General features: G+C 58.9%; 17 protein-coding genes. 7 read left to right on the forward strand and 10 right to left on the reverse strand.

From position 1 onward, the window contains the following. Positions 1-129: 129 nt before the first annotated feature. The gene (ptsP, locus tag I6G83_RS01855; RefSeq protein WP_015673596.1) at positions 130-2,376 is read right to left on the reverse strand and encodes a phosphoenolpyruvate--protein phosphotransferase; all 2,247 of its coding nucleotides are present in this window, start codon (positions 2,374-2,376) and stop codon (positions 130-132) included. 12 nt (positions 2,377-2,388) lie between these two features. Beyond that, the gene (rppH, locus tag I6G83_RS01860) at positions 2,389-2,916 is read right to left on the reverse strand and encodes an RNA pyrophosphohydrolase (protein ID WP_015673597.1); all 528 of its coding nucleotides are present in this window, start codon (positions 2,914-2,916) and stop codon (positions 2,389-2,391) included. A 696-nt stretch (positions 2,917-3,612) separates the two neighbouring features. Here rppH and mutH point away from each other — a divergent pair. The 4 genes from mutH (at position 3,613) to I6G83_RS01880 (ending at position 6,689) form a co-directional block, all read left to right on the forward strand. Then, on the forward strand, positions 3,613-4,299 hold the full coding sequence (gene mutH / locus I6G83_RS01865; protein ID WP_054307709.1) for a DNA mismatch repair endonuclease MutH: 687 nt from the start codon (positions 3,613-3,615) through the stop codon (positions 4,297-4,299). Between the two features lie 95 nt (positions 4,300-4,394). Next, entirely contained in the window at positions 4,395-5,111 is a 717-nt protein-coding gene (locus I6G83_RS01870; RefSeq protein ID WP_054307710.1) for a TerC family protein, read from the forward strand. 127 nt (positions 5,112-5,238) lie between these two features. Continuing rightward, complete coding sequence (locus I6G83_RS01875) at positions 5,239-5,457, forward strand: YgdI/YgdR family lipoprotein (protein WP_015673600.1); 219 nt, start codon at positions 5,239-5,241, stop codon at positions 5,455-5,457. A gap of 191 nt (positions 5,458-5,648) precedes the next feature. Beyond that, positions 5,649-6,689: an NADP(H)-dependent aldo-keto reductase gene (locus I6G83_RS01880; protein WP_054307711.1), complete on the forward strand. Its 1,041-nt coding sequence runs from the start codon at positions 5,649-5,651 to the stop codon at positions 6,687-6,689. Between the two features lie 539 nt (positions 6,690-7,228). Here I6G83_RS01880 and lplT read toward each other — a convergent pair. From lplT to I6G83_RS01900, 4 genes are all read right to left on the reverse strand, one after another. Further along, positions 7,229-8,425 (reverse strand): lysophospholipid transporter LplT, encoded by a 1,197-nt coding sequence (gene lplT / locus I6G83_RS01885; RefSeq protein ID WP_054307777.1) that lies wholly within the window; start codon positions 8,423-8,425, stop codon positions 7,229-7,231. Beyond that, the gene (gene aas, locus I6G83_RS01890; RefSeq protein ID WP_054307776.1) at positions 8,422-10,578 is read right to left on the reverse strand and encodes a bifunctional acyl-ACP--phospholipid O-acyltransferase/long-chain-fatty-acid--ACP ligase; all 2,157 of its coding nucleotides are present in this window, start codon (positions 10,576-10,578) and stop codon (positions 8,422-8,424) included. Before aas ends, lplT begins: the two co-directional genes overlap by 4 nt. 342 nt (positions 10,579-10,920) lie before the next feature. Beyond that, complete coding sequence (locus tag I6G83_RS01895) at positions 10,921-13,179, reverse strand: molybdopterin guanine dinucleotide-containing S/N-oxide reductase (RefSeq protein ID WP_054307775.1); 2,259 nt, start codon at positions 13,177-13,179, stop codon at positions 10,921-10,923. 133 nt (positions 13,180-13,312) lie between these two features. Beyond that, complete coding sequence (locus tag I6G83_RS01900) at positions 13,313-13,816, reverse strand: hypothetical protein (protein WP_138111786.1); 504 nt, start codon at positions 13,814-13,816, stop codon at positions 13,313-13,315. Between the two features lie 405 nt (positions 13,817-14,221). Between I6G83_RS01900 and galR the strand changes: the two genes are divergently transcribed. Then, positions 14,222-15,229, forward strand: coding sequence for an HTH-type transcriptional regulator GalR (galR, locus tag I6G83_RS01905; RefSeq protein ID WP_062779305.1), 1,008 nt, complete (start codon positions 14,222-14,224; stop codon positions 15,227-15,229). Positions 15,230-15,237: 8 nt separating this feature from the next. On the opposite strand, the gene I6G83_RS01910 is transcribed toward galR, so the two are convergent. From I6G83_RS01910 to I6G83_RS01925, 4 genes are all read right to left on the reverse strand, one after another. Continuing rightward, on the reverse strand, positions 15,238-16,011 hold the full coding sequence (locus I6G83_RS01910; protein ID WP_054307131.1) for an FCD domain-containing protein: 774 nt from the start codon (positions 16,009-16,011) through the stop codon (positions 15,238-15,240). 80 nt (positions 16,012-16,091) lie between these two features. Then, positions 16,092-16,409: a PTS sugar transporter subunit IIB gene (locus tag I6G83_RS01915; protein ID WP_054307130.1), complete on the reverse strand. Its 318-nt coding sequence runs from the start codon at positions 16,407-16,409 to the stop codon at positions 16,092-16,094. A 10-nt stretch (positions 16,410-16,419) separates the two neighbouring features. Then, positions 16,420-17,847: a glycoside hydrolase family 1 protein gene (locus tag I6G83_RS01920; protein WP_054307129.1), complete on the reverse strand. Its 1,428-nt coding sequence runs from the start codon at positions 17,845-17,847 to the stop codon at positions 16,420-16,422. 8 nt (positions 17,848-17,855) lie between these two features. Further along, positions 17,856-19,178, reverse strand: coding sequence for a PTS sugar transporter subunit IIC (locus tag I6G83_RS01925; RefSeq protein WP_054307128.1), 1,323 nt, complete (start codon positions 19,176-19,178; stop codon positions 17,856-17,858). Positions 19,179-19,358: 180 nt separating this feature from the next. Here I6G83_RS01925 and I6G83_RS01930 point away from each other — a divergent pair, with 180 nt between their 5' ends. Both I6G83_RS01930 and I6G83_RS01935 read left to right on the forward strand, forming a co-directional pair. Further along, complete coding sequence (locus tag I6G83_RS01930) at positions 19,359-19,682, forward strand: PTS lactose/cellobiose transporter subunit IIA (RefSeq protein WP_015673610.1); 324 nt, start codon at positions 19,359-19,361, stop codon at positions 19,680-19,682. 84 nt (positions 19,683-19,766) lie between these two features. Then, positions 19,767-20,777, forward strand: a complete 1,011-nt coding sequence (locus tag I6G83_RS01935) for a LacI family DNA-binding transcriptional regulator (RefSeq protein ID WP_054307127.1) — start codon at positions 19,767-19,769, stop codon at positions 20,775-20,777. Positions 20,778-20,784 lie beyond the last annotated feature (7 nt).

The following is a 20,784-nucleotide window of genomic DNA, read 5'->3' on the forward strand; positions in this document are numbered from 1 at the left end:
TGGGTCTACATCGCTAGATGGGTCCTTTCCGCGGCGCGCCGCGGAAGGTCCGCATCATAACATAAGCTTAACGGCGCCCGGGGAGGGCCGCAGGGAAAAGTTCTGTAAAAAAATCAGTCTGAATGCGATTCAGCGCCCGCCGCGCACCAGGCCGCCCATATTCTGCTGTTCCATAAAGGTCGCGGCCAGGTGGCGCACCTCATTGGTCAGCGAGGCGCGCAGCACCTGCTGCGTCAGGCGCTGAGCGTCCGCCAGCTCGATATGCCGCAGCAGGTACTTGATACGCGCCACGCTGCGCCCGTTCATACTGAGGTGGCGATAGCCCATCCCCACCAGCAGCAGCGCGCCGATCGGGTCGCCGGCCAGCTCGCCGCACAGGCTGACCTGTAATCCGGCGGCCTCGCCCTGTTCGACGATCGTCTGCAGCACCCGCAGCATGGAAGGGTGCAGGCTGTCATACAGCGACGCCACGCGAGTGTTGTTGCGATCGACCGCCAGCAGGTACTGGGTTAAATCGTTGGTGCCGACCGAAATAAAATCAACGCGCTCAGCCAGCTGCGGGATCAGGAAGATCATCGACGGCACTTCCAGCATCACGCCGATGCGCGGTTTGGGGATCGCATAGCCCAGCATCTCTTCCACCTCATGCCCGGCGCGCTCGATCAAGCTTTTGGCTTCGTCGATCTCATCCAGGCTGGTGACCATCGGCAGCAGGATCCCCAGGTTGCCGGTGCCGGCATTGGCGCGCAGCATCGCCCGCACCTGGATCAAGAAGATCTCCGGCTGATCGAGCGTCACGCGGATACCGCGCCAGCCCAGGCAGGGGTTCTCTTCACTGATCGGCATATAGGGCAGCTGCTTGTCCGCGCCGATATCCAGGGTGCGCAGCGTCGCCGGCTTGGTCGGATACAGCTGTAACATGCCCTGATACTGCGCCACCTGCTCTTCTTCCGACGGGAAGCCGCTTTGCAGCATAAAGGGAATTTCCGTGCGGTACAGGCCGACGCCGTCGACGCGCCCGCCCAGCAGCTGCTCGTGTTCCGGGCTTAAACCAGCGTTGAGCAGCACCTGGATCCGTTCGCCGCTTTTCAGCTGCGCCGGCTGCTCGACGTCGTCTTCCGCCAGTTTGCTTAGCGCCAGCTCCTCATCAATCAGCCGCTGATACTCTTGCAGCAGCACCGGTTCGGGATCGACCAGCAGCTCGCCGCGATAACCGTCGACAATCAGCATGCGGCGGTTGAGCAGCGAGGGCTGAATATCCGCCCCCATCACCGTCGGCACGCCCATGGCGCGCACCAGAATCGCCGCGTGGGAGTTGGCGGCGCCGTCGCGCACCACCACCCCGGCCAGCCGGTCCGGCGGTACTTCCGCCAGCAAAGTGGCCGTCAGCTCGTCGGCCACCAGCACAAAGCGCTGCGGCCACTGGGTCGCGCCCTGCGTGGTATCGTCAAGATGGAACAGCAGCCGCTGGCCAAGCGCGCGTAAATCGCTGGCGCGTTCACGCATGTAGGTGTCCTGTAACGCGGCAAACTGGGCGGCGAACACCTCGATCACCTGTTTAACCGCCCACTCCGCCACCGAGCCGGCGTCGATTTCGGCAAACAGTTCGCGCTTCAGACGCGCGTCGTTTAACAGGTGAGAATAGAGGTCGAAGATTGCCGCGCTCTCTTTCTGCGCGCTGGCGGCAAAACGTTTGCTGAAGCGGCGAAACTCCGCGCCGGCCTCTTCCAGCGCCAGCGTCAGGCGCTCACGTTCGCTGACGGTATCCAGTGTCGAGGCTTTAAACACCTGATCGAGTGAAGGCTGGCTGCTGTCCTGCCACCCTTCAGCGACCGCCACGCCCGGCGAGGCCGCCAGCGCGCGGATGCGCGTCTGCCGGTAGCGGCCAAACAGCGCATTAAGCTGGGACTGCGAGAGGATCCCGGCCATCTGCGTGGCCAGGGTGACCATGAAAGACTCTTCGCTTTCGTTAAACTGCCGCAGGTCGCGCTGCTGCACCACCAGCACGCCGAACAGCTGGCGACGGTGGATAATCGGCACGCCCAGGAAGGAGCGAAAATGCTCCTCTTTGACCTGCGGAATATATTTAAAGCTGGGGTGGCTCTGCGCATCCGCCAGGTTGATCAGCTCCGCCCGGCTGCCCACCAGCCCCACCACCCCTTCATCGAAGGCCAGAGCGATGGTGCGCCCGCGCGGTTTTTTCAGCCCGCGCGTCGCCATCAGGTAATAGCATTGACGATCGTTATCCGCCAGATAGATGGAGCAGACTTCGGTATCCATCGCCAGACAGGTTTCGTTGACCAAAATATCCAGCGCATCGGTCAGACTGGCTGCCGCGGCCACCTTCTCAACAATTTCTCGCAAGCGCGTGAGCATAGTCTGCTTGAGTTAACCTCTCTTTCGGCGATAAGCGGGCGCCTGCCGCGGTGCTGACGGCTGTTGCAGCGGCATCACGGTTGCGGCGAATTCTTTCATGACCCGGCGGTACACGTCCCGTTTGAACGACACCACCTGACGGACCGGATACCAGAAGCTCACCCAACGCCAGCCGTCAAACTCCGGCGTACTGCTGCGCTGCATATTGATATCCGCGTCACTGCACATTAACTGCAACAGAAACCATTTCTGTTTTTGGCCGATACAAACCGGCTTTGTGTCCCAACGCACCAAACGTTTTGGCAATTTATAGCGCAACCAGTTGCGGGTCGAGGCCAGGATGCGCACATCCTTTTTACTCAACCCCACTTCTTCGAACAGCTCACGGTACATCGCCTGTTCCGCGGTTTCGCCAGGGTTAATCCCACCTTGGGGAAACTGCCAGGAGTGCTGACCGTAACGGCGGGCCCACAGGACCTGCCCCTGACGATTACAGATTACGATACCAACATTCGGGCGGTAGCCATCATCATCGATCACCGGACTACCTCGATAAGCTAAATTCGCAAAGATGCTCTGATTGTTTCACACAAGCTACAGGCGGTAAACCACTGCTTTACGGCTCTGCGCGCCGGATAACATTGGGATAACTCACAGATATTGGCAAAGTTATAAACATGGGACGCGGTTTTTGGCCGGTTTTATTCACTTTTTCTGTGGATAGGTGTGTGAAGAACTCAAGGAATAAGCCGGTAAAACTCAACGCCGCACGAAAAACCCCGGACGGGGAATTTTATTTTTTAACTTTAAAAACAGTATAGTAAATCGTTTTCGCCAGTTATGTACAGGGGAAAAATGTGATCTGTGCACGGTCAGGTTCTTACCCTGGCGAAAGATCCACCAACGCCGTTTTTATCCACAGATTATTCGTCCCAGTTACGCACAAATCGGACAAATTCGCAAAAATCGCCCGCCGTCAAGGCTGTAGATCGAACCAGTAATCATGAAAAATTTGGGTTATCCCATAAATCTGTGGATAAATAGGTGTAAGATCCTGTTTATTGTCGGTGGCTTCAGGTGCACAAGCGGAAAAACAAATGTTTCCCTTCCGGCCGCCGGCAAAAAAAACCATGAAAAATCATGCTACTATTATTGTTTTCCCCAACCCGCCTTTTAGCGTGAGGGTTGTGAGCAAATGCCGTGCATTTTTTAACCACCAGAAACAGGCTGTAATTTATGGCGTTTTTATCCCCCCTGCCGCCTCCGCCGGAAAACGAACAACAGCTGCTGGAACGCGCCCAGCGCCTGGCGGGCTATACTCTTGGCGAGCTGGCCGCCCGGGCGCAGATCGCCATCCCGGCAAACCTGAAGCGCGATAAAGGCTGGGTCGGCATGCTGCTGGAGCTGTATCTCGGCGCCATGGCCGGCAGCAAGCCGGAGCAGGATTTTCCCGAACTGGGCATCGAGCTGAAAACCATCCCGATCGACGCCGCCGGCAAACCGCTGGAAACCACCTTTGTCTGCGTCGCGCCGCTGACCGGCAACAGCGGCGTCACCTGGCAGAGCAGCCATGTGCGCCATAAGCTGGCGCGGGTACTGTGGATCCCGGTCGAGGGTGAACGCCAGATCCCGCTGGCGCAGCGGCGTATCGGCTCGCCATTGCTGTGGAGCCCGAGTGAGGAAGAAGATGAGATGCTGCGGCGCGACTGGGAGGAGCTGATGGATTTGATCGTGCTCGGCCACGTCGAGCGCATCACCGCGCGCCACGGCGAAGTGCTGCAGCTGCGCCCCAAAGCCGCCAACAGCAAGGCGCTGACCGAAGCCATCGGCGAGCAAGGGCAGCCAATCATGACGCTGCCGCGCGGCTTCTATCTGAAAAAAGGCTTCACCGCGGCGTTATTGGCAAGACATTTCTTAATATAATTCGCTTTTGTTTAATTTGCGTTTAGTCAACGGTGCCCCCGCGCCAATAAACGCGTATAATTTTCCCCTTTGAATTTTTTAAGGTGTGCTGGGCAATGTTTGAGTGGATTATGGATCCCAATGCCTGGTTGGCGTTAGGTACGCTGACCATACTTGAGATCGTTTTGGGTATCGATAACATCATCTTCCTGTCCCTGGTGGTGGCGAAGCTGCCGAAGGCGCAGCAGAACAAAGCGCGCAGGCTGGGGCTGGCGGCCGCCATGGTGATGCGTCTGGCTCTGCTGGCGTCCATCGCCTGGGTGATTCGCCTCACCCACCCGCTATTCAACGTGATGGGCCATGACATCTCCGCCAGAGATTTGATTCTGCTGCTCGGCGGGCTGTTCCTGATTTGGAAGGCCAGTAAAGAGATCCACGAAACCATTGAAGGCACGGAAGAGGAGCACCACACCAAGGTGCACAGCTTCTTCGGCGCCATCGTGCAGATTATGCTGCTGGATATTATCTTCAGCCTGGATTCGGTGATTACCGCCGTCGGTTTGTCCGACCACCTGTTTATCATGATGGCTGCCGTGGTGATCGCCGTCGGCGTGATGATGTTCGCCGCCCGGCCCATCGGCGAGTTTGTCGACCGCCATCCGTCGGTGAAAATGCTGGCGCTGGCGTTTCTGATCCTGGTCGGCTTTACCCTGATGCTGGAAAGCTTCCAGGTGCACGTGCCGAAAGGCTATATCTACTTCGCCATGTTCTTCTCCATGTCGGTCGAAGCGCTCAACCTGATGCGCGGCAAAAAATCGACCAACGCAGAATAAGCAATAAAAGGCGCTTCGTTAGCGCCTTTCTTCTTTATCCTCTGTTAGATAAGAGTTATCTGAGACAAGTTCCCGGCATTAATTTGCTAATCTTATAAAATATTCTTTCCTATTGAGGATCCGCAGCATGAAAAAGTGGGTAATGGCCGCCGCCGCGCTGGCAATGGCGATTGGCTTAACCGGTTGCTCCAGCGACTACGTGATGGCGACCAAAGACGGCAATATGATTCTGACTCAGGGCAAGCCCGAGATCGATAAAGATACCGGCCTTATCAGCTATAAAGATGAAAAAGGCAACAGCCGCCAGATCAACGGTGACCAGGTTTCTCAGGTTATCGAGCGCTGATTGCGCTCCGCCAGGGCTATCGCTCCCCGCGGTAGCCTGCCCTTCTCCCGTCGCATAAATCCCCTTTCGCCATCCATTCAGCTTGGTTATAGTCGAGCAAGGTATCGATAGCCTTACCGGCGTCAAAACGAGCCGGCAACAGTATCACCGGGCGCCGCCCGTCGCGCTAAATCAGTTAAGGAAGGCCGTTAATGCAATACCACCGAATTCCCCACAGTTCTTTAGAAGTGAGCGTGCTGGGACTGGGCACGATGACCTTTGGCGAACAAAACAGCGAAGCCGATGCGCACGCACAGCTGGATTACGCCCTGGCAGCGGGCATCAACCTGATAGACACCGCCGAGATGTACCCGGTACCGCCGCGTCCGGAAACCCAGGGGCTGACCGAACGCTATATCGGCAGCTGGATCAAGGCGCGCGGCAACCGCGAAAAAATCGTGCTGGCCAGTAAAGTCGCCGGCCCAACGCGCAATAACGACAGCGCTATCCGTCCGCAGCAGGCGCTGGATCGTAAAAACATCCGCGCCGCGCTGGACGACAGCCTCAAGCGTCTCAATACCGACTATCTCGATTTGTATCAGCTGCACTGGCCGCAGCGCAGCGCCAACTACTTCGGCAAGCTGAACTATCAGTACAGCGATGAGATGGCAACGGTCACGCTGCTGGAAACGCTGGAAGCGCTCAATGAGCAGGTGCGCGCCGGCAAGATACGCTATATCGGCGTCTCCAATGAAACGCCGTACGGCGTCATGCGCTATCTGCACCTGGCGGAAAAACATGAGCTGCCGCGCATGGTCTCCATTCAGAACCCATACAGCCTGCTCAACCGCAGTTTTGAGATCGGCCTGGCGGAAATCAGCCAGTTTGAGGGCGTGGAACTGCTAGCCTACTCCAGCCTGGCCTTCGGCACGCTGAGCGGCAAATATCTGAACGGCGCCCAGCCTGCAGGGGCGCGCAACACGTTGTTCAGCCGCTTTACCCGCTACTCTTCGCCACAGGCGCAGCGGGCGATTGCCGAATACGTCGCGCTGGCGAAAAAACACGGTCTGGATCCGTCGCAAATGGCGCTGGCCTTTGTCAGACAGCAGCCGTTTGTCGCCAGCACGCTATTAGGCGCAACAACGCTTGAGCAGTTAAAAACCAATATCGACAGTTTTAATCTGACGCTCAATGAAGAGGTGCTGCAGCAGTTGGAAGATATTCACAGCCGCTTCACCATTCCGGCGCCTTAATCCCCTGCGCCAGAGCGGGACGTAAATAGCGTCCCGCTGAGGTTGATGACAATGTGGTCTGAGAGTCCGAGATACTCGGGCCTAGCGTAACGAGGGGCGCTCCGGCGGCTTACGCCGCTACGACCCCATCGCCACGCTCTCCCTAATAACAGGCTTTGTCAGCAGTCTGAGTGGGACGTAAATACCGTCCCACTATTTATTAATGATGCTGATAAAATATAGCCGGCCCGCAGCTTTGAAATAAATAGATGTCTGACACTGATATCCGACAGGAAATAAACCCCTTACCAATATAGAATGCTCTTGTATTTAATCCTGCTTACTGGACAAGGGGTTAGCCGCTCGTATAATCAAACGCGAGCCGGCAGCCTGCGGTATTTAACCACGTCAGGTTGGTGTCATGGGTCGCCTACTGCATTTATGCGATCGCATCGCTGGCGCCTGACGCTAAATATGGCACCGGTTCATAACCCCTCTAAAATATTCTGGTCAACAGGTTATTGCTTCAGGGCGCGGCGTTAATGCCGCGCCCTATTTTTTTATTTGCTCCACCGCTGGGAGAACCACAGCACGCTAATCGCCAGCGCAAATACCACGCCGAAACCGAGCCCGACGCCCACCACCGGCACGCCGATTTTCACCACCAGCGAATACAGGCCCAGCATCAGCAGCATCGCGGTGTTTTCTCCGAGGTTCTGCACCGCAATCGCATTGCCGGCGCCGACGGAGTGCTTACCGCGCTCCTGCAGCAGCGCATTCAGCGGCACCACAAAGAAGCCGCCCAGCATCCCGATAATCAGCAGCAGCGCATAGGCATTGAACATGCTGGTCTGCAGCGCGAAAAACGCCACCGCGACGCCGATTAACACGCCGGCAGGCATGCAGCGTTTGACCGTTTCCAGCGTGACGAAGCGCGCCGCCACGCCGGCCCCGGCCACGATGCCCACCGCCACCATCGCATTGAGCAGCGTCGGCGTAGCATTATCGGCAATGCCCAGGGCAACCGGCACCCACAGCACCAGCAGGAAGCGCAGCGTCACCCCGGCGCCCCAGAACAGGCTGGTGCCAATCAGCGAGAAGCGCGTCTGGCCGTCGCGCCACAGGGTGACGCAGGCGGCAAAAAAGCTGCGCGTCATGGCGCGGGGATGCCACGACTGCGCCGGCCGCGCCGCCGACAGCCGCGGGATATACAGGTTGGCCACCACCGCAGCCGCATACACCAGCGCACAGACCGCCAGCGCGATCAGGATATGCCAGTCCGCCAGCACGCCGCCGGCTACCGAGCCTATCAGAATCGCGGCGATGGTTGAGGCCTCCATCAAGCCGTTAGCTTTAACCAGCTTTTCGCCGCTGGTGATTTCACCCAGGATGCCGTATTTGGCCGGCGAATAGGCCGCCGCGCCGATCCCCACCAGGGTGTAGCCCAGGAACGGGTTCAGCCCCAGGCAGATAGCCAGCGCGCCCGCCAGCTTCAGCGCGTTGGCCACCATCATCACCCTACCCTTGGAAAAACTGTCGGCAAACTGGCCGACAAACGGCGCCAGTATGATGTAGGTCGCCACAAACGCCATCTGCAGGATCGGCTGACTCCAGTCGGGGTAGAGCTGCTGTTTAATCAGCGCCAGCGTGGCAAACAGCAGCGCATTGTCGCCAAATGCCGATAAAAACTGGGCGCAAATCACCGCGATCATGCCGCGCGACAGCAGCGGCGCGTTGTCGCTCAACGTCTGGCTCATGATGCACTCTCCGGCTGTTCGGCCATCTTACGCAGGGTAACGTAGTCCGGCTTGCCGCTGCCGAGCACCGGCAGCGCCTTGAGCCAGCGGATATCACGCGGCACCGCCAGCTCCGGCGTACCCTGCTCACGCGCAACGCGCAGCAGGGCATCGCGGGTCAGTTCGCTGTCGGTGGTGTACAGCACCAGGGCCTCGCCTTTGCTGCTGTCGCTTTTCACCGTGGCGGCATGATGGCCGTCCGGCGACGCCCGCAGCGCCAGCTGCTCGACAATCTCCAGCGAAATCATCTCGCCGGCCAGCTTGGCAAAACGCTTCACCCGGCCGCGAATGGTGCAGTAGCCCTGTGCGTCCAGCGTGACGATATCGCCGGTATCGTACCAGCCCGGCTGCAGAGTGCCGTTTTCATCTTCGGCGGCAGGCGGCTCCAGCTCGCCCGGACGTTCAACGCGCAGGTAGCCCTTCATGATGTTCGGCCCGCGCAGCTGCAGACGTCCGCCTTCCTCAATGCCGGCCACCGGCATCAGACGCGCCTCCATCTGCGGCATGATGCGCCCGACGGTGCCCACCTTGGTCGCCAGCGGCACGTTAATCGACACCACCGGCGCACACTCGGTCACGCCGTACCCTTCCAGAATGCGGATGCCGTATTTGTCCTGATAAATCTGCTTGGTGCTCTCCGCCAGTTTTTCCGCCCCGGCCACCACGTAACGTACGCGGGCGAAGTCGTACGGATGCGCAAAGCGGGCGTAGTTGTTCAGGAAGGTCGCGGTGCCGAACAACACGGTGCAGTTAAGGTCATACACCAGTTCCGGCACCACGCGGTAGTGCAGCGGGCTGGGGTACAGAAATACCCGGCTGCCGGTCATCAGCGGCGTCAATAGCCCGACCGTCAGGCCGAATGAATGGAACAGCGGCAGCGATGACATGAAACGGTCGCGCGGGGTAAAGTCGGCAATGGTGCGGATCTGCTCCACGTTGGCCAGCAGGCTGGCGTGCGAGTGCACCACGCCCTTCGGATGGCCTTCCGAGCCGGAGGTAAACAGCACCAGCGCGGCGTCATCAGCCTGCTGCGGCAGCATGGCGCGCTGCGGCTGCAGCAGATGGCGCAGGATCCACAGCTTATCCTCCAGCGTGACGGTATCTTTCAGATCTTCCAGATAGACCCAGTTGGCCTCCGGCACCTGCTCCGGTAAGTGGGTCAGCTTGCCCTTTTCCAAAAACTGGCGCGAGGTAACGATGGTTTTAATGGTCGCTGCGGTCATCGCGCTTTTCAGGCCGTTGGAACCGGCGGTGTAGTTCAGCATCGCCGGGATACGCCGGCGCAGCGAAGCGCCAAAGATCGCCGCGGCGGTAATGGTAGCGTTCGGCAACAGCATGCCGACATGCTCGCCTTCGGCGGTAAACCGCTGCAGGATACGGCTGACGCCCAGAGATTTTTTAATCAGCGTACGGTAGCTGTCTTCCTTAAAGGCGATATCCTCAATGCAGGGCTTGCCGGCGCCGTAACGCTTTTGCGCCGCCAGCAGCGCGCCGAACAGCGTCTGCGGCTGACGGGTCGCCATGCGCGCCTGCAGCATGATCTGATACAGATGGTCGCCCGCCAGCTCGCGGCGCTCGCGGGCGCGCGGCGCCTCCGGCATCGGCAACAGCGTCGGCGGCAGAATATGCAGGGTGATCTGCGGGAAGGCGCGCAGCTTAAAGATCCCTTTCATGCGGCCAAACGGGCTGAACTCCGGCCCGTCAATGCGGATCGGCACCACCGTCGCGCCGGACTTGGCGGCGATAAACGCCGCGCCATCATAGATTTTCATCAGGGAACCGGTAACGGTAATGCGCCCTTCGGGAAAGACCACGATCGGCCGGCCCTGCTGCACTTCGCGCACCAGATGTTTGACCGCCATCGGCTTGGTCGGGTCGAGGAAGACGAAATCGATGTAGGGCTTCAGCCAGCGCATAAACCAGCTGTCGGAGACGCTGGAATAGACGGCAAATACCGGCTTGATCGGCAAAAACAGCGCCAACAGCACGCCATCCAAAAATGAGACGTGGTTGGGGGTAATCAGCAGCTTCTGCTGATTAAGATGCCGGGCATCCCCTTCAACACGCACGCGAAACAGCAGGCGAAACAGCGCGCGCATAACGGACATAAACATACGACTCTCCCTGTAGCATTCCGGCAACGAAGCCGGATAAGCGTTTATACGTTATCCCCCAGTCATTGGGCGGCATAACACGTTGTAAGGGAAAGAATACTATACGACAGGCAAAAAAAAACCTACGCATCCGCGTAGGTTGGTGCAATTGAAAATGGTTTCAACATACAGAGTATGTTGATTTCTCACCAATCAATACCTCTGGGATCACCTACTTTAGAGAGGTGCCGATTAAGAAACTACCGGGGAATCGCAAGAGTTATGCTCGAAATGAAACCAGCTGTAAATTTCTGGTTATCCTGATTAATAACGCTATGAATTCTCTGCCTTCCCCGCTGAAACCTACAGCGCGCAGACCTCCACCAGACAGCTCATGGCGTTCGGCCCCTGCGTCAGCGGCGAGGTGCCGATATCCAACGTCAGCACATTCGGGTTGCCGGCCTGTTCCAGCTCATGGCGCTCCGCGCCGAAGCCCGGATCGAACCAGGCACCGGTCGCCATCACCACCACGCCGGGCGTCACGCCGTCCGTGATCCGCACCCCGGCCAGACAGCCGCCGCGCTCATTGATCACCTTCACCGCTGCGCCGTCGGCAAGTGCGCGCTGTGCCGCATCATGCGGATGCATCAGCAGGGTTTCGCGCCCGGCGGTTTTATTGGCCTGCGCCTGCGGCGACGGATCTAACTGGCTGTGCAGACGATCGGCCGGCTGAACGGTAATCAGATGCAACGGCCACTGCTTCGTCTGCTCGGCCCCCAGCCATTCGACCGGCGGCTGCCACTGCGGATGCGGCGCAAAATCGTCGTAGCGATAGCCGGCGATTTTTTCACTGAACAGCTCGATTTTGCCGCTGGGCGTTTGCAGCGCATGCGCCTGCGGATCGGCGCGGAACGCGTCCAGAAACACCGCGTCCTGCTCCGGCGGCGGCAGCTTCACATGGCCCTGGCGCCAGAACGCCTCAAACGTCGGCCATGCGACGCCGGCCTGCTCCTGCGCCTGTCCGCAGCGCTGATAAATATGCTCAATCCACTGCCGCTCGCTGCGATCCTCGGTAAACTGGCGGCGATAGCCGAGGCGATCCGCCAGATCGGCGAAAATATCAAAATCATTGCGCGCCTGATGCTGCGGCGCAATCGCCTGATGCATCGCCAGAATATAGGGATCGCGCGCCGATCCGCCGATATCGTTACGCTCCAGCGCGCTGGTCGCCGGCAGCACGATATCCGCCATTTTCGCTGCGGCGGTCCACCAAATGTCCTGCACGATCACCGTATCCGGTTTTTGCCAGCCGGCCACCAGCCGGTTCAGCTGCTGGTGATGATGGAACGGGTTGCCGCCGGCCCAGTGCACCAGGTGGATATCCGGATACTCGCGGGTTTCGCCGCAAAACGTATAGGGCTCGCCCGGCTGCAGCAGCATATCGCAGATACGCGCCACCGGTATCGCCAGCCCGGCCGGGTTGGCGCCAACCGGCAGGCTGGGGGCCGGCGTGTTCAGGCGCGGGTTGCCCACGCCGTTCATCGCGCCGTAGCCGAAGGAGAAACCGCCGCCCGGCAGGCCAATCTGCCCCAGCATCGCCGACAGGGCGATCATCATCCAGTAAGGCTGTTCGCCGCGGTGGGCGCGCTGTACCGAATAGGAGCAGGTCAGAAAGCTGCGCGCGCCGCCGAGCTGCTGCGCCAGACGCTCAATCCGCGCGGCCGGAATGCCGGTGATCGCACTGGCCCACTGCGGCGTTTTGGCCACGCCGTCGCTCGCGCCGCACAGATAATCCGCCAGCTGCGGATAGCCCACGCAGTGGCTGGCCAGAAAGTCGTTATCCAGCGCCCCGCTGCGCTGAATCTCGTAACCTAGCGCCAGCATCAGCGCCACGTCAGTGTTGGGGCGAATCGGGATCCACTCGGCGTTAACAAAGGCCGGGGTGTCGTCGCGCGTCGGGCTGATGCTGATGATTGGCGTGCCTTTGGCCGTCAGCTTCTCCAGCCATCCCCTTAACGAATGCTCTGCCGCGCCGCCGAAGGATGCCTGCGCGTTTTTCAATGCCAGGCCGCCAAATGCCAGGAATATTTCGCAGTGCTCCACCACGTTCGGCCAACTGGTCGCCTGCCCGGTCAGCGGCGCAAAGTTGCCGATCACATACGGCAGAAAGAACTGCGCCGCACCCCAGCTGTAGTTGCCCATCTGGTCGACCCCGCCGCCGCCGGCGAAGTAAAAGCGGCGCAGCTGCGAACTGGCGTGGTGCAGCCGTCCGGCGGAAGACCAGCCGTAAGAGCCGCAAAACAGGCCCGACGCGCCGTAGCGATCGCGCACCCGGCGGTTCTCCTCCGCCACCAGATCGAGCGCCATCTCCCAGTCGACCTCGACGAAGTCCTCGCGCCCGCGCAACGTGCGGTCGCTGCCCTCGCGCTTTTGCAGCCATGAACGCCGCACCGCCGGCTTGCGGATGCGCGTCGGCGAATAGGTCATCGGAACAATCGCGTCCAGCATCGGCGAAGGGTGCGGATCGGCGGCGAAAGGCTCACAGCGGATCAGCCGCCCATCTTCCACCACGGCGGTATACGCCCCCCAGTGTGCAAGTTGCGGATAACGTTTAATCGGCATGATGTACTCAGGTAACAAATGATGCCCCTAAAATAACACCGCCGTCGCGTCGCGCCCAAGAACAAATCGCCTCAGCGCGGCGCCGGGCCTGACCAGGTCAACAGGGCGGGCCGGACAGCCCGCCGCGAGGCCGTCAATTTAATAAGCCGCGCCAGTCATTTTTCGTTACGCACTCCTTATAGCCGTAATTAAAGTAGCCATCGACAGAACACCTTAATATATTCGGATAATAGCTGGGTTCAGTCCGCATATAGGTTACTCGATAGCTGACAGGCCGGGAGCCGGCGCTGTACGGCTGATAAGAAAAACCGCAGCGGATATACTTCTCCCCGATCCTTTCACACTGATGTAAAACGGCATGATTACCGAATTTGCTATACTTCTCCAGCGAGAGTTTAACCAGGATTAATCCATTATCGGTGTAGGTTTTAACGTAGTAAGACATGCCTGGCATCAAACCTTCTGCTGACCAGTTGGCGGCGCCGGGCTTAAAGTCCGGATTCTGCTGTAAAAAACCTGACAGGTTAAACTTACTCTGGGCCAATGAAGTGGCAGGCGTCAACGCGGAGGCGCATAATATCGATGCCGCTGCGGCAAATAATGACAAACGCCTTCCTTTCCCCAATATATTTTTCATTACTCTCTCCTTGATTAATAAATAATTTAAAAAAACAGTGTAAGGCCAATCGGTAATAATAAACATGATACGGCCGATGGTTTTCTCCTTTTATATATCAAGAAATAGAATGAGTTAATTATTAATATCGATATTTTTATATTGTTGGCAGCAATAAAAACGTTATTTATCGCGGCAGAATAACCATGCCGTTTCTTCAGCTTCGCCGACTCGGCAACCGCCCAAGGCGGCATGTTCACCCATACTTTTCGCTAACGCACTGGCTTTTACCTGCAAGAAAGCCGGCTCGCCGACAAAAATCTGCCGGTGACGCCACAGATACGCCGGCAACAACTTGCAGCCCGCCCGGTTTTCCGCAAGACTGAGGAATGTAAGCGATTACCCTAGGAATAAGTTGAAGCAAATATGGCTACGATAAAGGATGTTGCCAGGCTGGCGGGTGTTTCCGTAGCCACGGTGTCTCGCGTAATAAACCACTCTCCCAAAGCCAGCGAAACCTCGCGCAACGCGGTGCGGGCCGCCATGGAACAGCTGCAGTATCACCCGAACGCCAACGCCCGCGCGCTGGCGCAGCAATCTACCGAAACCCTTGGTCTGGTGGTGTCCGACGTGTCGGATCCGTTCTTCGGCGCCATGGTGAAGGCCGTCGAACAGGTGGCGTATGCCACACATAATTTCCTGCTGATTGGCAACGGTTACCATGAAGCGGAAAAAGAGCGTCAGGCGATTGAACAGCTGGTGCGCCACCGCTGCGCCGCGCTGGTGGTGCATGCCAAAAAGCTGACCGATGACGAACTGGGCGGCTGGATGCGGCAGATCCCCGGCATGGTGTTGATTAACCGTACGCTGCCAGGGTTTGAGCCGCGCTGCGTCGCGCTGGACGACCGCTACGGCGCCTGGCTGGCCACGCGCCATCTGATTCAGCAGGGCCACCAGCGCATCGCCATTATCTGCTCCACCCACCAGATTTCCGACGCCGCCGACCGCCTGCAGGGCTATCTGGACGCGCTGCGGGAACACGGTATTGCGGTGGATGAGAAGCTGATTGCCTATGGCGAGCCGGATGAGATCGGCGGCGAGCAGGCGATGACCGAACTGCTCGGCCGCGGCAAAAAATTTACCGCCGTCACCTGTTATAACGACCCGGTCGCCGCCGGCGCGCTGTCGGTGCTGAGCGATAACAGCATCGACGTGCCGGGCCAGATGTCATTGATCGGCTTTGATGACGTGCTGATTTCCCGCTATCTGCGCCCCAGGCTGACCACCATCCACTACCCGGTGGTCGCCATGGCGACGCAGGCGGCGGAACTGGCGCTGGCGTTGGCCAACGGCCAGCCGCTGCCGGAAGTCACCAATATGTTCAGCCCGACGCTGGTGCGACGTCACTCCGTCGCCGGCCCAGGCCAGCGCTGAACGCCGAATTACACCAGCTTGCCCTGGAAGATCGGCACCGATTCAAACAGGTAACCGTCAAATTCCGGCGCATCGACGTCGGAAAGCTCCATCAGCGTGCCTTTGATGTTTTCCATATGCTGCCACATCGCCTGGTAGGAGCCCATCACGTCGCGGCGACGCAGCGCGGCCAAAATATTCTGGTGATCCGCCAGCCACTTCAGGCGGTAGCCTTTGGTGGCGATGCGGCTGTGCAGCTGCTGCCACAGCGGGCTGGCCTCCCGCCGCTGCCAGATGCTTTTTACCGTATCCAGCAGCATCTGATTCTGCGTGGCGCCGGCAATCAACAAATGGAACATCTTGTCGTTGTCGCCGCTTTCATCATTGGCGACGATGGCGCGCTGCTCCTGCTCCAGCGTGCGGCGCAGGTTTTCAATATCCGTTTTGGTGGCCATTTTGGCGGCAAAGGCGGCGATATTGCTTTCCAGCAGCTGGCGCGCCTGCAGCATTTCAAACGGCCCGACCTCGCCGTGCAGGATGGGATCGTCCTCCTCCACGCTTTCGTTGGGAATGCGTATGACATACACGCCGGAGCTCTGACGTATATCCACCGTCCCTTCCAGCTCCAGCATTAACAGCGCTTCACGCACGATAGTACGGCTGACGCCGTAGGTTTCGGCAATATTGCGCTCCGGGGGCAGGCGCGTGCCGATGGCGAAATGGCCCTGCTGAATTTTCTGCCGCAGGTCCCGGCCAATTTCCTGATACTGCTTTTTTTCCTGCGGAATCACGACTTTATCCACCGTTTCACCCTGAAAAACGTCTGTCCATGCCGTACCCCGCCGACGGCGGGGTATCTGGCCTGTGTAGGTTCACAATCAGATTAGTCTACCAAACCCAGCGCCTGATCGAGTACTTTTGCGCCGTTTAACGTGCCATACGCCACAGAATCGATCACCGCCAGCGGGATCTGATAGGCATCGGTGAGCTTTTTATTTTCCGCCAGTTTGAAGCGCACCTGCGGCCCCAGCAGCACCGCTATAATATCGCCGGCGTAGCTTTGCAGCTCATCACGCAGGTTCTGCTCAGGGATGGCGTAAATTTTCAGTTCCAGCCCGCGCGCCTGCGCCTCTTTTTCCATCTTGGTGACCACCAGCGAGGTGGACATGCCCGCCGAGCAGGCCAGTACGATACGTTTCATGGGGCACTCCTTATCGGTTTTCATCATCGAGGGTGAAACTCAGGCAGCGGCTCTCACTCAGCGCGCGGAACCAGTGCGCCGACTTTTTCTGCCGCCGGTTGCGCTGGTTGTGCAACTCTATCTCTATCAGGCCGTAGCGGTTTTTAAAGGCGTTCATCGGCGAAACGTTGTCCGTAAAGGCCCACAGCATATAGCCCTGACAGTTTGCCCCTTCCTCACGCGCCTTCAGCGCCCAGTAAATATGCTCGCGGATAAATTCGATGCGGTAATCGTCCTGAATCTCTCCTTCGGCATTTTTGAATTGTTCTTCGTGCTCAATGCCCATGCCGTTTTCCGAGATAAACCACGGAATGTTGCCGTACTCATCGCGCAGGCGCAGCGCCATGTCATACACGATGCGCGGGTAGATTTCCCAGCCGCGCGAACGGTTCATCCGCCGTCCCGGCAGTTCAAAGTGCTCGTAGTACATCGCCGGATGAAACGGCGTGGCGCTGCACCATGCACGGCTCGGGGCCTTCACCCGGTGCGGATAGTAAAGATTGATGCCTACCTCATCCACGGTGTTGTCGCGGATTATCGCCATCTCCTCCGCCGTCCAGTCTACGCTGACCTCGTGCTGCTGCAGCAGGCTCAGCAGTTCGGCCGGATAGGCGCCGTGAATCGCCGGATCGAGGAACACCCGGTTATAGAACAGATCGTACAGCTCTGCGGCGCGTCGGTCGTGCGGCGCGCCGGAGCGGGCGTAGGTAACCTCGGGGTTGAGGATCACGCCGATGCTGCCGGCGCAGCCCATCTGGCGGAAACATTGCACCACCTTGGCGGTCGCCAGGTTTTTATGGTGGTTCCACTGCATCCACTTGCCGGTGTTCTGTTCATACGGCCAGCGGATGGCATCGAGGTAAACCCGCGTCTGCACCACTACCGGCTCGTTAAAGGTAAACCAGCGCTTCACCTTGCCGCCAAAGCGTTCGAACACCCGCCGGGCGTACAGCACGAACAGCTCCACCACCCGTTTGGAACTCCAGCCGTCATATTTTTCCAACAGGTAGCCCGGCAGCTCATAGTGCTCCAGGCACAGCATCGGCTCGATGCCCTGCTGCTTCATCTCATCAAGCAGCGCGTCGATATAGCCGGCATACTCTTCATCCACCACGCCCTGCTCGTAGTCGGTCAGAAACCGCGACCAGTTGATGGAGGTGCGATAGTGACCGACGCCGCTGCGCTTCATCAGCGCCACGTCTTCACGGTAGCGGTTGATAAAGTCCGTCGCCACCGCCGGGCCATAGCCGTTATGCCAGACGTGGCGATCGTGCCGGTACCACAGATCGAGGTAAGAGTCCTGCCCCTGTTTTTTGCCGCTCCAGCCCTCGGTCTGCCAGGCGGAAGCCGCCGCGCCGAGAATAAAGTCCTGGGGTATCTCCATGGAAATCTGACTCATTGCTCACCTCATGCGTTCTGAATAACGGGTTGCTCGGCCTGTTCCGCGCGGCGGGCGGCCACTTTGACAAACGGCAGATAGATAATCGTGGCGACCACGATGCAAATCAGCTGGGTGACCACCGCTCCCATCGAGCCGGCGGTGGACAGCCAGGCGTTGACGATCGGCGGCGTGGTCCACGGCACCATCACCACCGCCTTGCCGGCAAAGCCGATACTGGTGGCGAAATAGCCGATAGTGCCGGTGATCAGCGGCGTGATAATGAAGGGGATCGCCAGGATCGGATTGAGCATGATCGGCATGCCGAAGATCACCGGCTCGTTGATGTTGAAGAAGCTCGGCCCCAGCGACAGTTTGCTGATTTCACGCATCTCTTTGCGCCGGGTGGCGATCATCACCGCAAACAGCAGCCCCAGCGTAATGCCGGAACCGCCGATGCTCATATAGACGTCCCAGAACGGCATGGTGATGATATTCGGGATCTCTTTCCCCTGTTCGAAGGCGGTCATATTGACCATGATGGCGCCCAGCAGCAGCGGCTCGCGGATCGGCTTCACCATCTGATTGCCGTGAATGCCGATCACCCAGAACAGCTGGGCGACAAACATCAGGATCAGGATCCCCGGCAGGCTCTGCACCACCGTCTCCAGCGGACGCTGCACCACCTGATAAACGGCGTCATACAGATAAATGCCGGTAATGCGGTGGAAGATAAAGCCCAGCGAGGCGACCGCCACCACGGTGATAATCGCCGGGATCAGCGCCGAGAAAGAGGCGGAGACGTTAGGCGGTACGCTTTCCGGCATTTTGATCTTCAGGCGATCGAGCATTTCCAGCCGGGAATAGATCTCCACGGATAAAATGGCGATAAACATGCCGAGGAACAGACTGCGGGTATCGGAGAACTGCTTGGCCAGCACGTCTTTCACCAGCTGCATCTGGTCGTTCACCATCAGCTCGACGGTGGTCGGCGTAACGGCGATAAAGCAGATGACCGCCAGCAGCCCCGGAAACAGCGAGCGCGAGCCGTTGATTTTGCCCAGCTCAATGCCAATCAAAAACACCGCGCCGATATTGAGAAAGCTCAGCGTGGCGTAGTTGATGCTGCTCATGATCGGCTTCAGATCCGTCAGGAATGAGAACATGGCGAAACTCGCCAGGCCATTCTTGGGATCCATCACCATATTCGAGATCAGCACCGAAAAAGCGCCGACGATAATTACCGGCATCAGCGTAATAAACGATGCCTTGATAGCCATTATATATCTGTAACTGTTGAATTTATTGGCAAAGGCTCCCAGAGAGTCTATAAGCCGGTCCCGAAATGACATGACACGCCCCTATTGTGTTGTGCTTGCTCAGATGACCGATTCGCGTACCGCGTCTCTCGCGATTTGGCATACCAAAAAATAGGTTAACTGGATTATTTTTCTGTGATCGCACTCTCACAAGTCAATATTGGAATTCCAATATGATGAAAAAACCAATTTTGGCATACCGGTGAGCATATAATGAGCATAGATCTGGAACAGACGGTGATGGAGCTATTGATCAACGCGGGTGAAGCGCGATCTCACGCCATGACGGCGATTCAGGCGGCCCGCCAGCGACAGTGGCCGCAGGCGGAGGAGGCGCTGGCGGCATCGCAGGCCGCCTCCCGCGCGGCGCATGCCGTACAGACGCAGCTGATCGGCCTGGATGAAGGCGCCGGCAAGATCCCGGTGAATCTGATCCTGGTGCACGCGCAGGATCATCTGATGACCGCCATGCTGTGTCACGATCTGGCGCAGGAGATCGTGCTGCTGCGCCAGGAAGTGTTCGCGCATCAGGCGTGAAGCTGCGCGCTGCCCTTGGCCGGCGGCTATGCTAGACTGCCAGCATTTCCACAGCGGACGTTTGCAGACAGAGGTTAGCCGGTCATGATCACCATGTTGGACGTATCCATTCGCGCGGGCGTGTCAAAAGCCACGGTATCGCGCGTGTTAAATGGCACCGGACAGGTGAAAAAGAGCACCCGGGAAGCGGTGTTCAAAGCGATGGATGAATTGGGCTACCGGCCGAACTTCCTCGCCCAGTCGCTGGCTAACAAAAGCTCCAACAGCATTGGCCTGGTGGTGTCCAATTTCGACGGCCCCTATTTCGGCCGGCTGTTGCGTCAGGCCGCCAAGCAGATTGAAGCCAGCGGCAAGCATCTGGTGGTGACCGACGGTCACGATACGCCGGAGGATGAGCTGCAGGCGGTGCAGCTGCTGGCCGACCGCCGCTGCGACGCCATTATTCTCTACACCCGCTTCACTGACGAGGCGGCGCTGATGGCGCTGTTTGAACGCCTGCCGGTGCCGCTGATGGTGATCAACCGCGATTTGCCCCAGGCGCGCGAGCGCTGCGTATTCTTCGAGCAGCAGGCGGCGGCGTTCGATGCGGTTAACTATCTGATTGCCCAGGGCCACCGGGACATCGCCTGCATTACCGGCCCGATTGACACGCCGACCGCCCAGGCGCGGTTGGCGGGCTACCGGCAGGCGCTGGCGCATCATCAGATTGCCTTTGACCCGGCGCGGGTGGCGCACGGCGACAGCAGCGTGCCCAGCGGGTATCACGGCTGCAAGACGCTGCTGGCGGCCAATGCCGCCTTCAGCGCGCTGTTTGCCAGCAACGATGATATGGCGATCGGCGCGATGAAGGCGCTGTGCCAGGCCGGCAAGCGTTTGCCGCAGGACGTGTCTATTTTTGGATTCGACGACGAGCCGAGCGCCGCCTACCTACAGCCGGCGCTCTCTACCGTCTATCTGCCGATCGATATGATGATTGAAGCCGCCATCGCCCAGGCGTTGCGGCTGCTGAACGGCGAAGAGGTGCAGCCTCTGACGCCGTTTACCGGCGAACTGAAGCTGCGCGAGTCGGTGGCGCCCGGCCCCTATGTCGCGTAGCGGGCGC

This window comes from Serratia rubidaea (assembly GCF_016026735.1).
GTDB classification, from domain to species: domain Bacteria; phylum Pseudomonadota; class Gammaproteobacteria; order Enterobacterales; family Enterobacteriaceae; genus Serratia_B; species Serratia_B rubidaea.

Excerpts from the sequence above, each read along its gene's own strand:
- ptsP (WP_015673596.1), bottom strand. The coding sequence starts at position 2,376 with ATGCTCACGCGCTTGCGAGAAATTGTTGAGAAGGTGGCCGCGGCAGCC.
- mutH (WP_054307709.1), top strand. The coding sequence starts at position 3,613 with ATGGCGTTTTTATCCCCCCTGCCGCCTCCGCCGGAAAACGAACAACAG.
- I6G83_RS01870 (WP_054307710.1), top strand. The coding sequence starts at position 4,395 with ATGTTTGAGTGGATTATGGATCCCAATGCCTGGTTGGCGTTAGGTACG.
- I6G83_RS01875 (WP_015673600.1), top strand. The coding sequence starts at position 5,239 with ATGAAAAAGTGGGTAATGGCCGCCGCCGCGCTGGCAATGGCGATTGGC.
- I6G83_RS01880 (WP_054307711.1), top strand. The coding sequence starts at position 5,649 with ATGCAATACCACCGAATTCCCCACAGTTCTTTAGAAGTGAGCGTGCTG.
- lplT (WP_054307777.1), bottom strand. The coding sequence starts at position 8,425 with ATGAGCCAGACGTTGAGCGACAACGCGCCGCTGCTGTCGCGCGGCATG.
- aas (WP_054307776.1), bottom strand. The coding sequence starts at position 10,578 with ATGTTTATGTCCGTTATGCGCGCGCTGTTTCGCCTGCTGTTTCGCGTG.
- I6G83_RS01895 (WP_054307775.1), bottom strand. The coding sequence starts at position 13,179 with ATGCCGATTAAACGTTATCCGCAACTTGCACACTGGGGGGCGTATACC.
- I6G83_RS01900 (WP_138111786.1), bottom strand. The coding sequence starts at position 13,816 with ATGAAAAATATATTGGGGAAAGGAAGGCGTTTGTCATTATTTGCCGCA.
- galR (WP_062779305.1), top strand. The coding sequence starts at position 14,222 with ATGGCTACGATAAAGGATGTTGCCAGGCTGGCGGGTGTTTCCGTAGCC.
- I6G83_RS01915 (WP_054307130.1), bottom strand. The coding sequence starts at position 16,409 with ATGAAACGTATCGTACTGGCCTGCTCGGCGGGCATGTCCACCTCGCTG.
- I6G83_RS01920 (WP_054307129.1), bottom strand. The coding sequence starts at position 17,847 with ATGAGTCAGATTTCCATGGAGATACCCCAGGACTTTATTCTCGGCGCG.
- I6G83_RS01925 (WP_054307128.1), bottom strand. The coding sequence starts at position 19,178 with ATGTCATTTCGGGACCGGCTTATAGACTCTCTGGGAGCCTTTGCCAAT.
- I6G83_RS01930 (WP_015673610.1), top strand. The coding sequence starts at position 19,359 with ATGAGCATAGATCTGGAACAGACGGTGATGGAGCTATTGATCAACGCG.
- I6G83_RS01935 (WP_054307127.1), top strand. The coding sequence starts at position 19,767 with ATGATCACCATGTTGGACGTATCCATTCGCGCGGGCGTGTCAAAAGCC.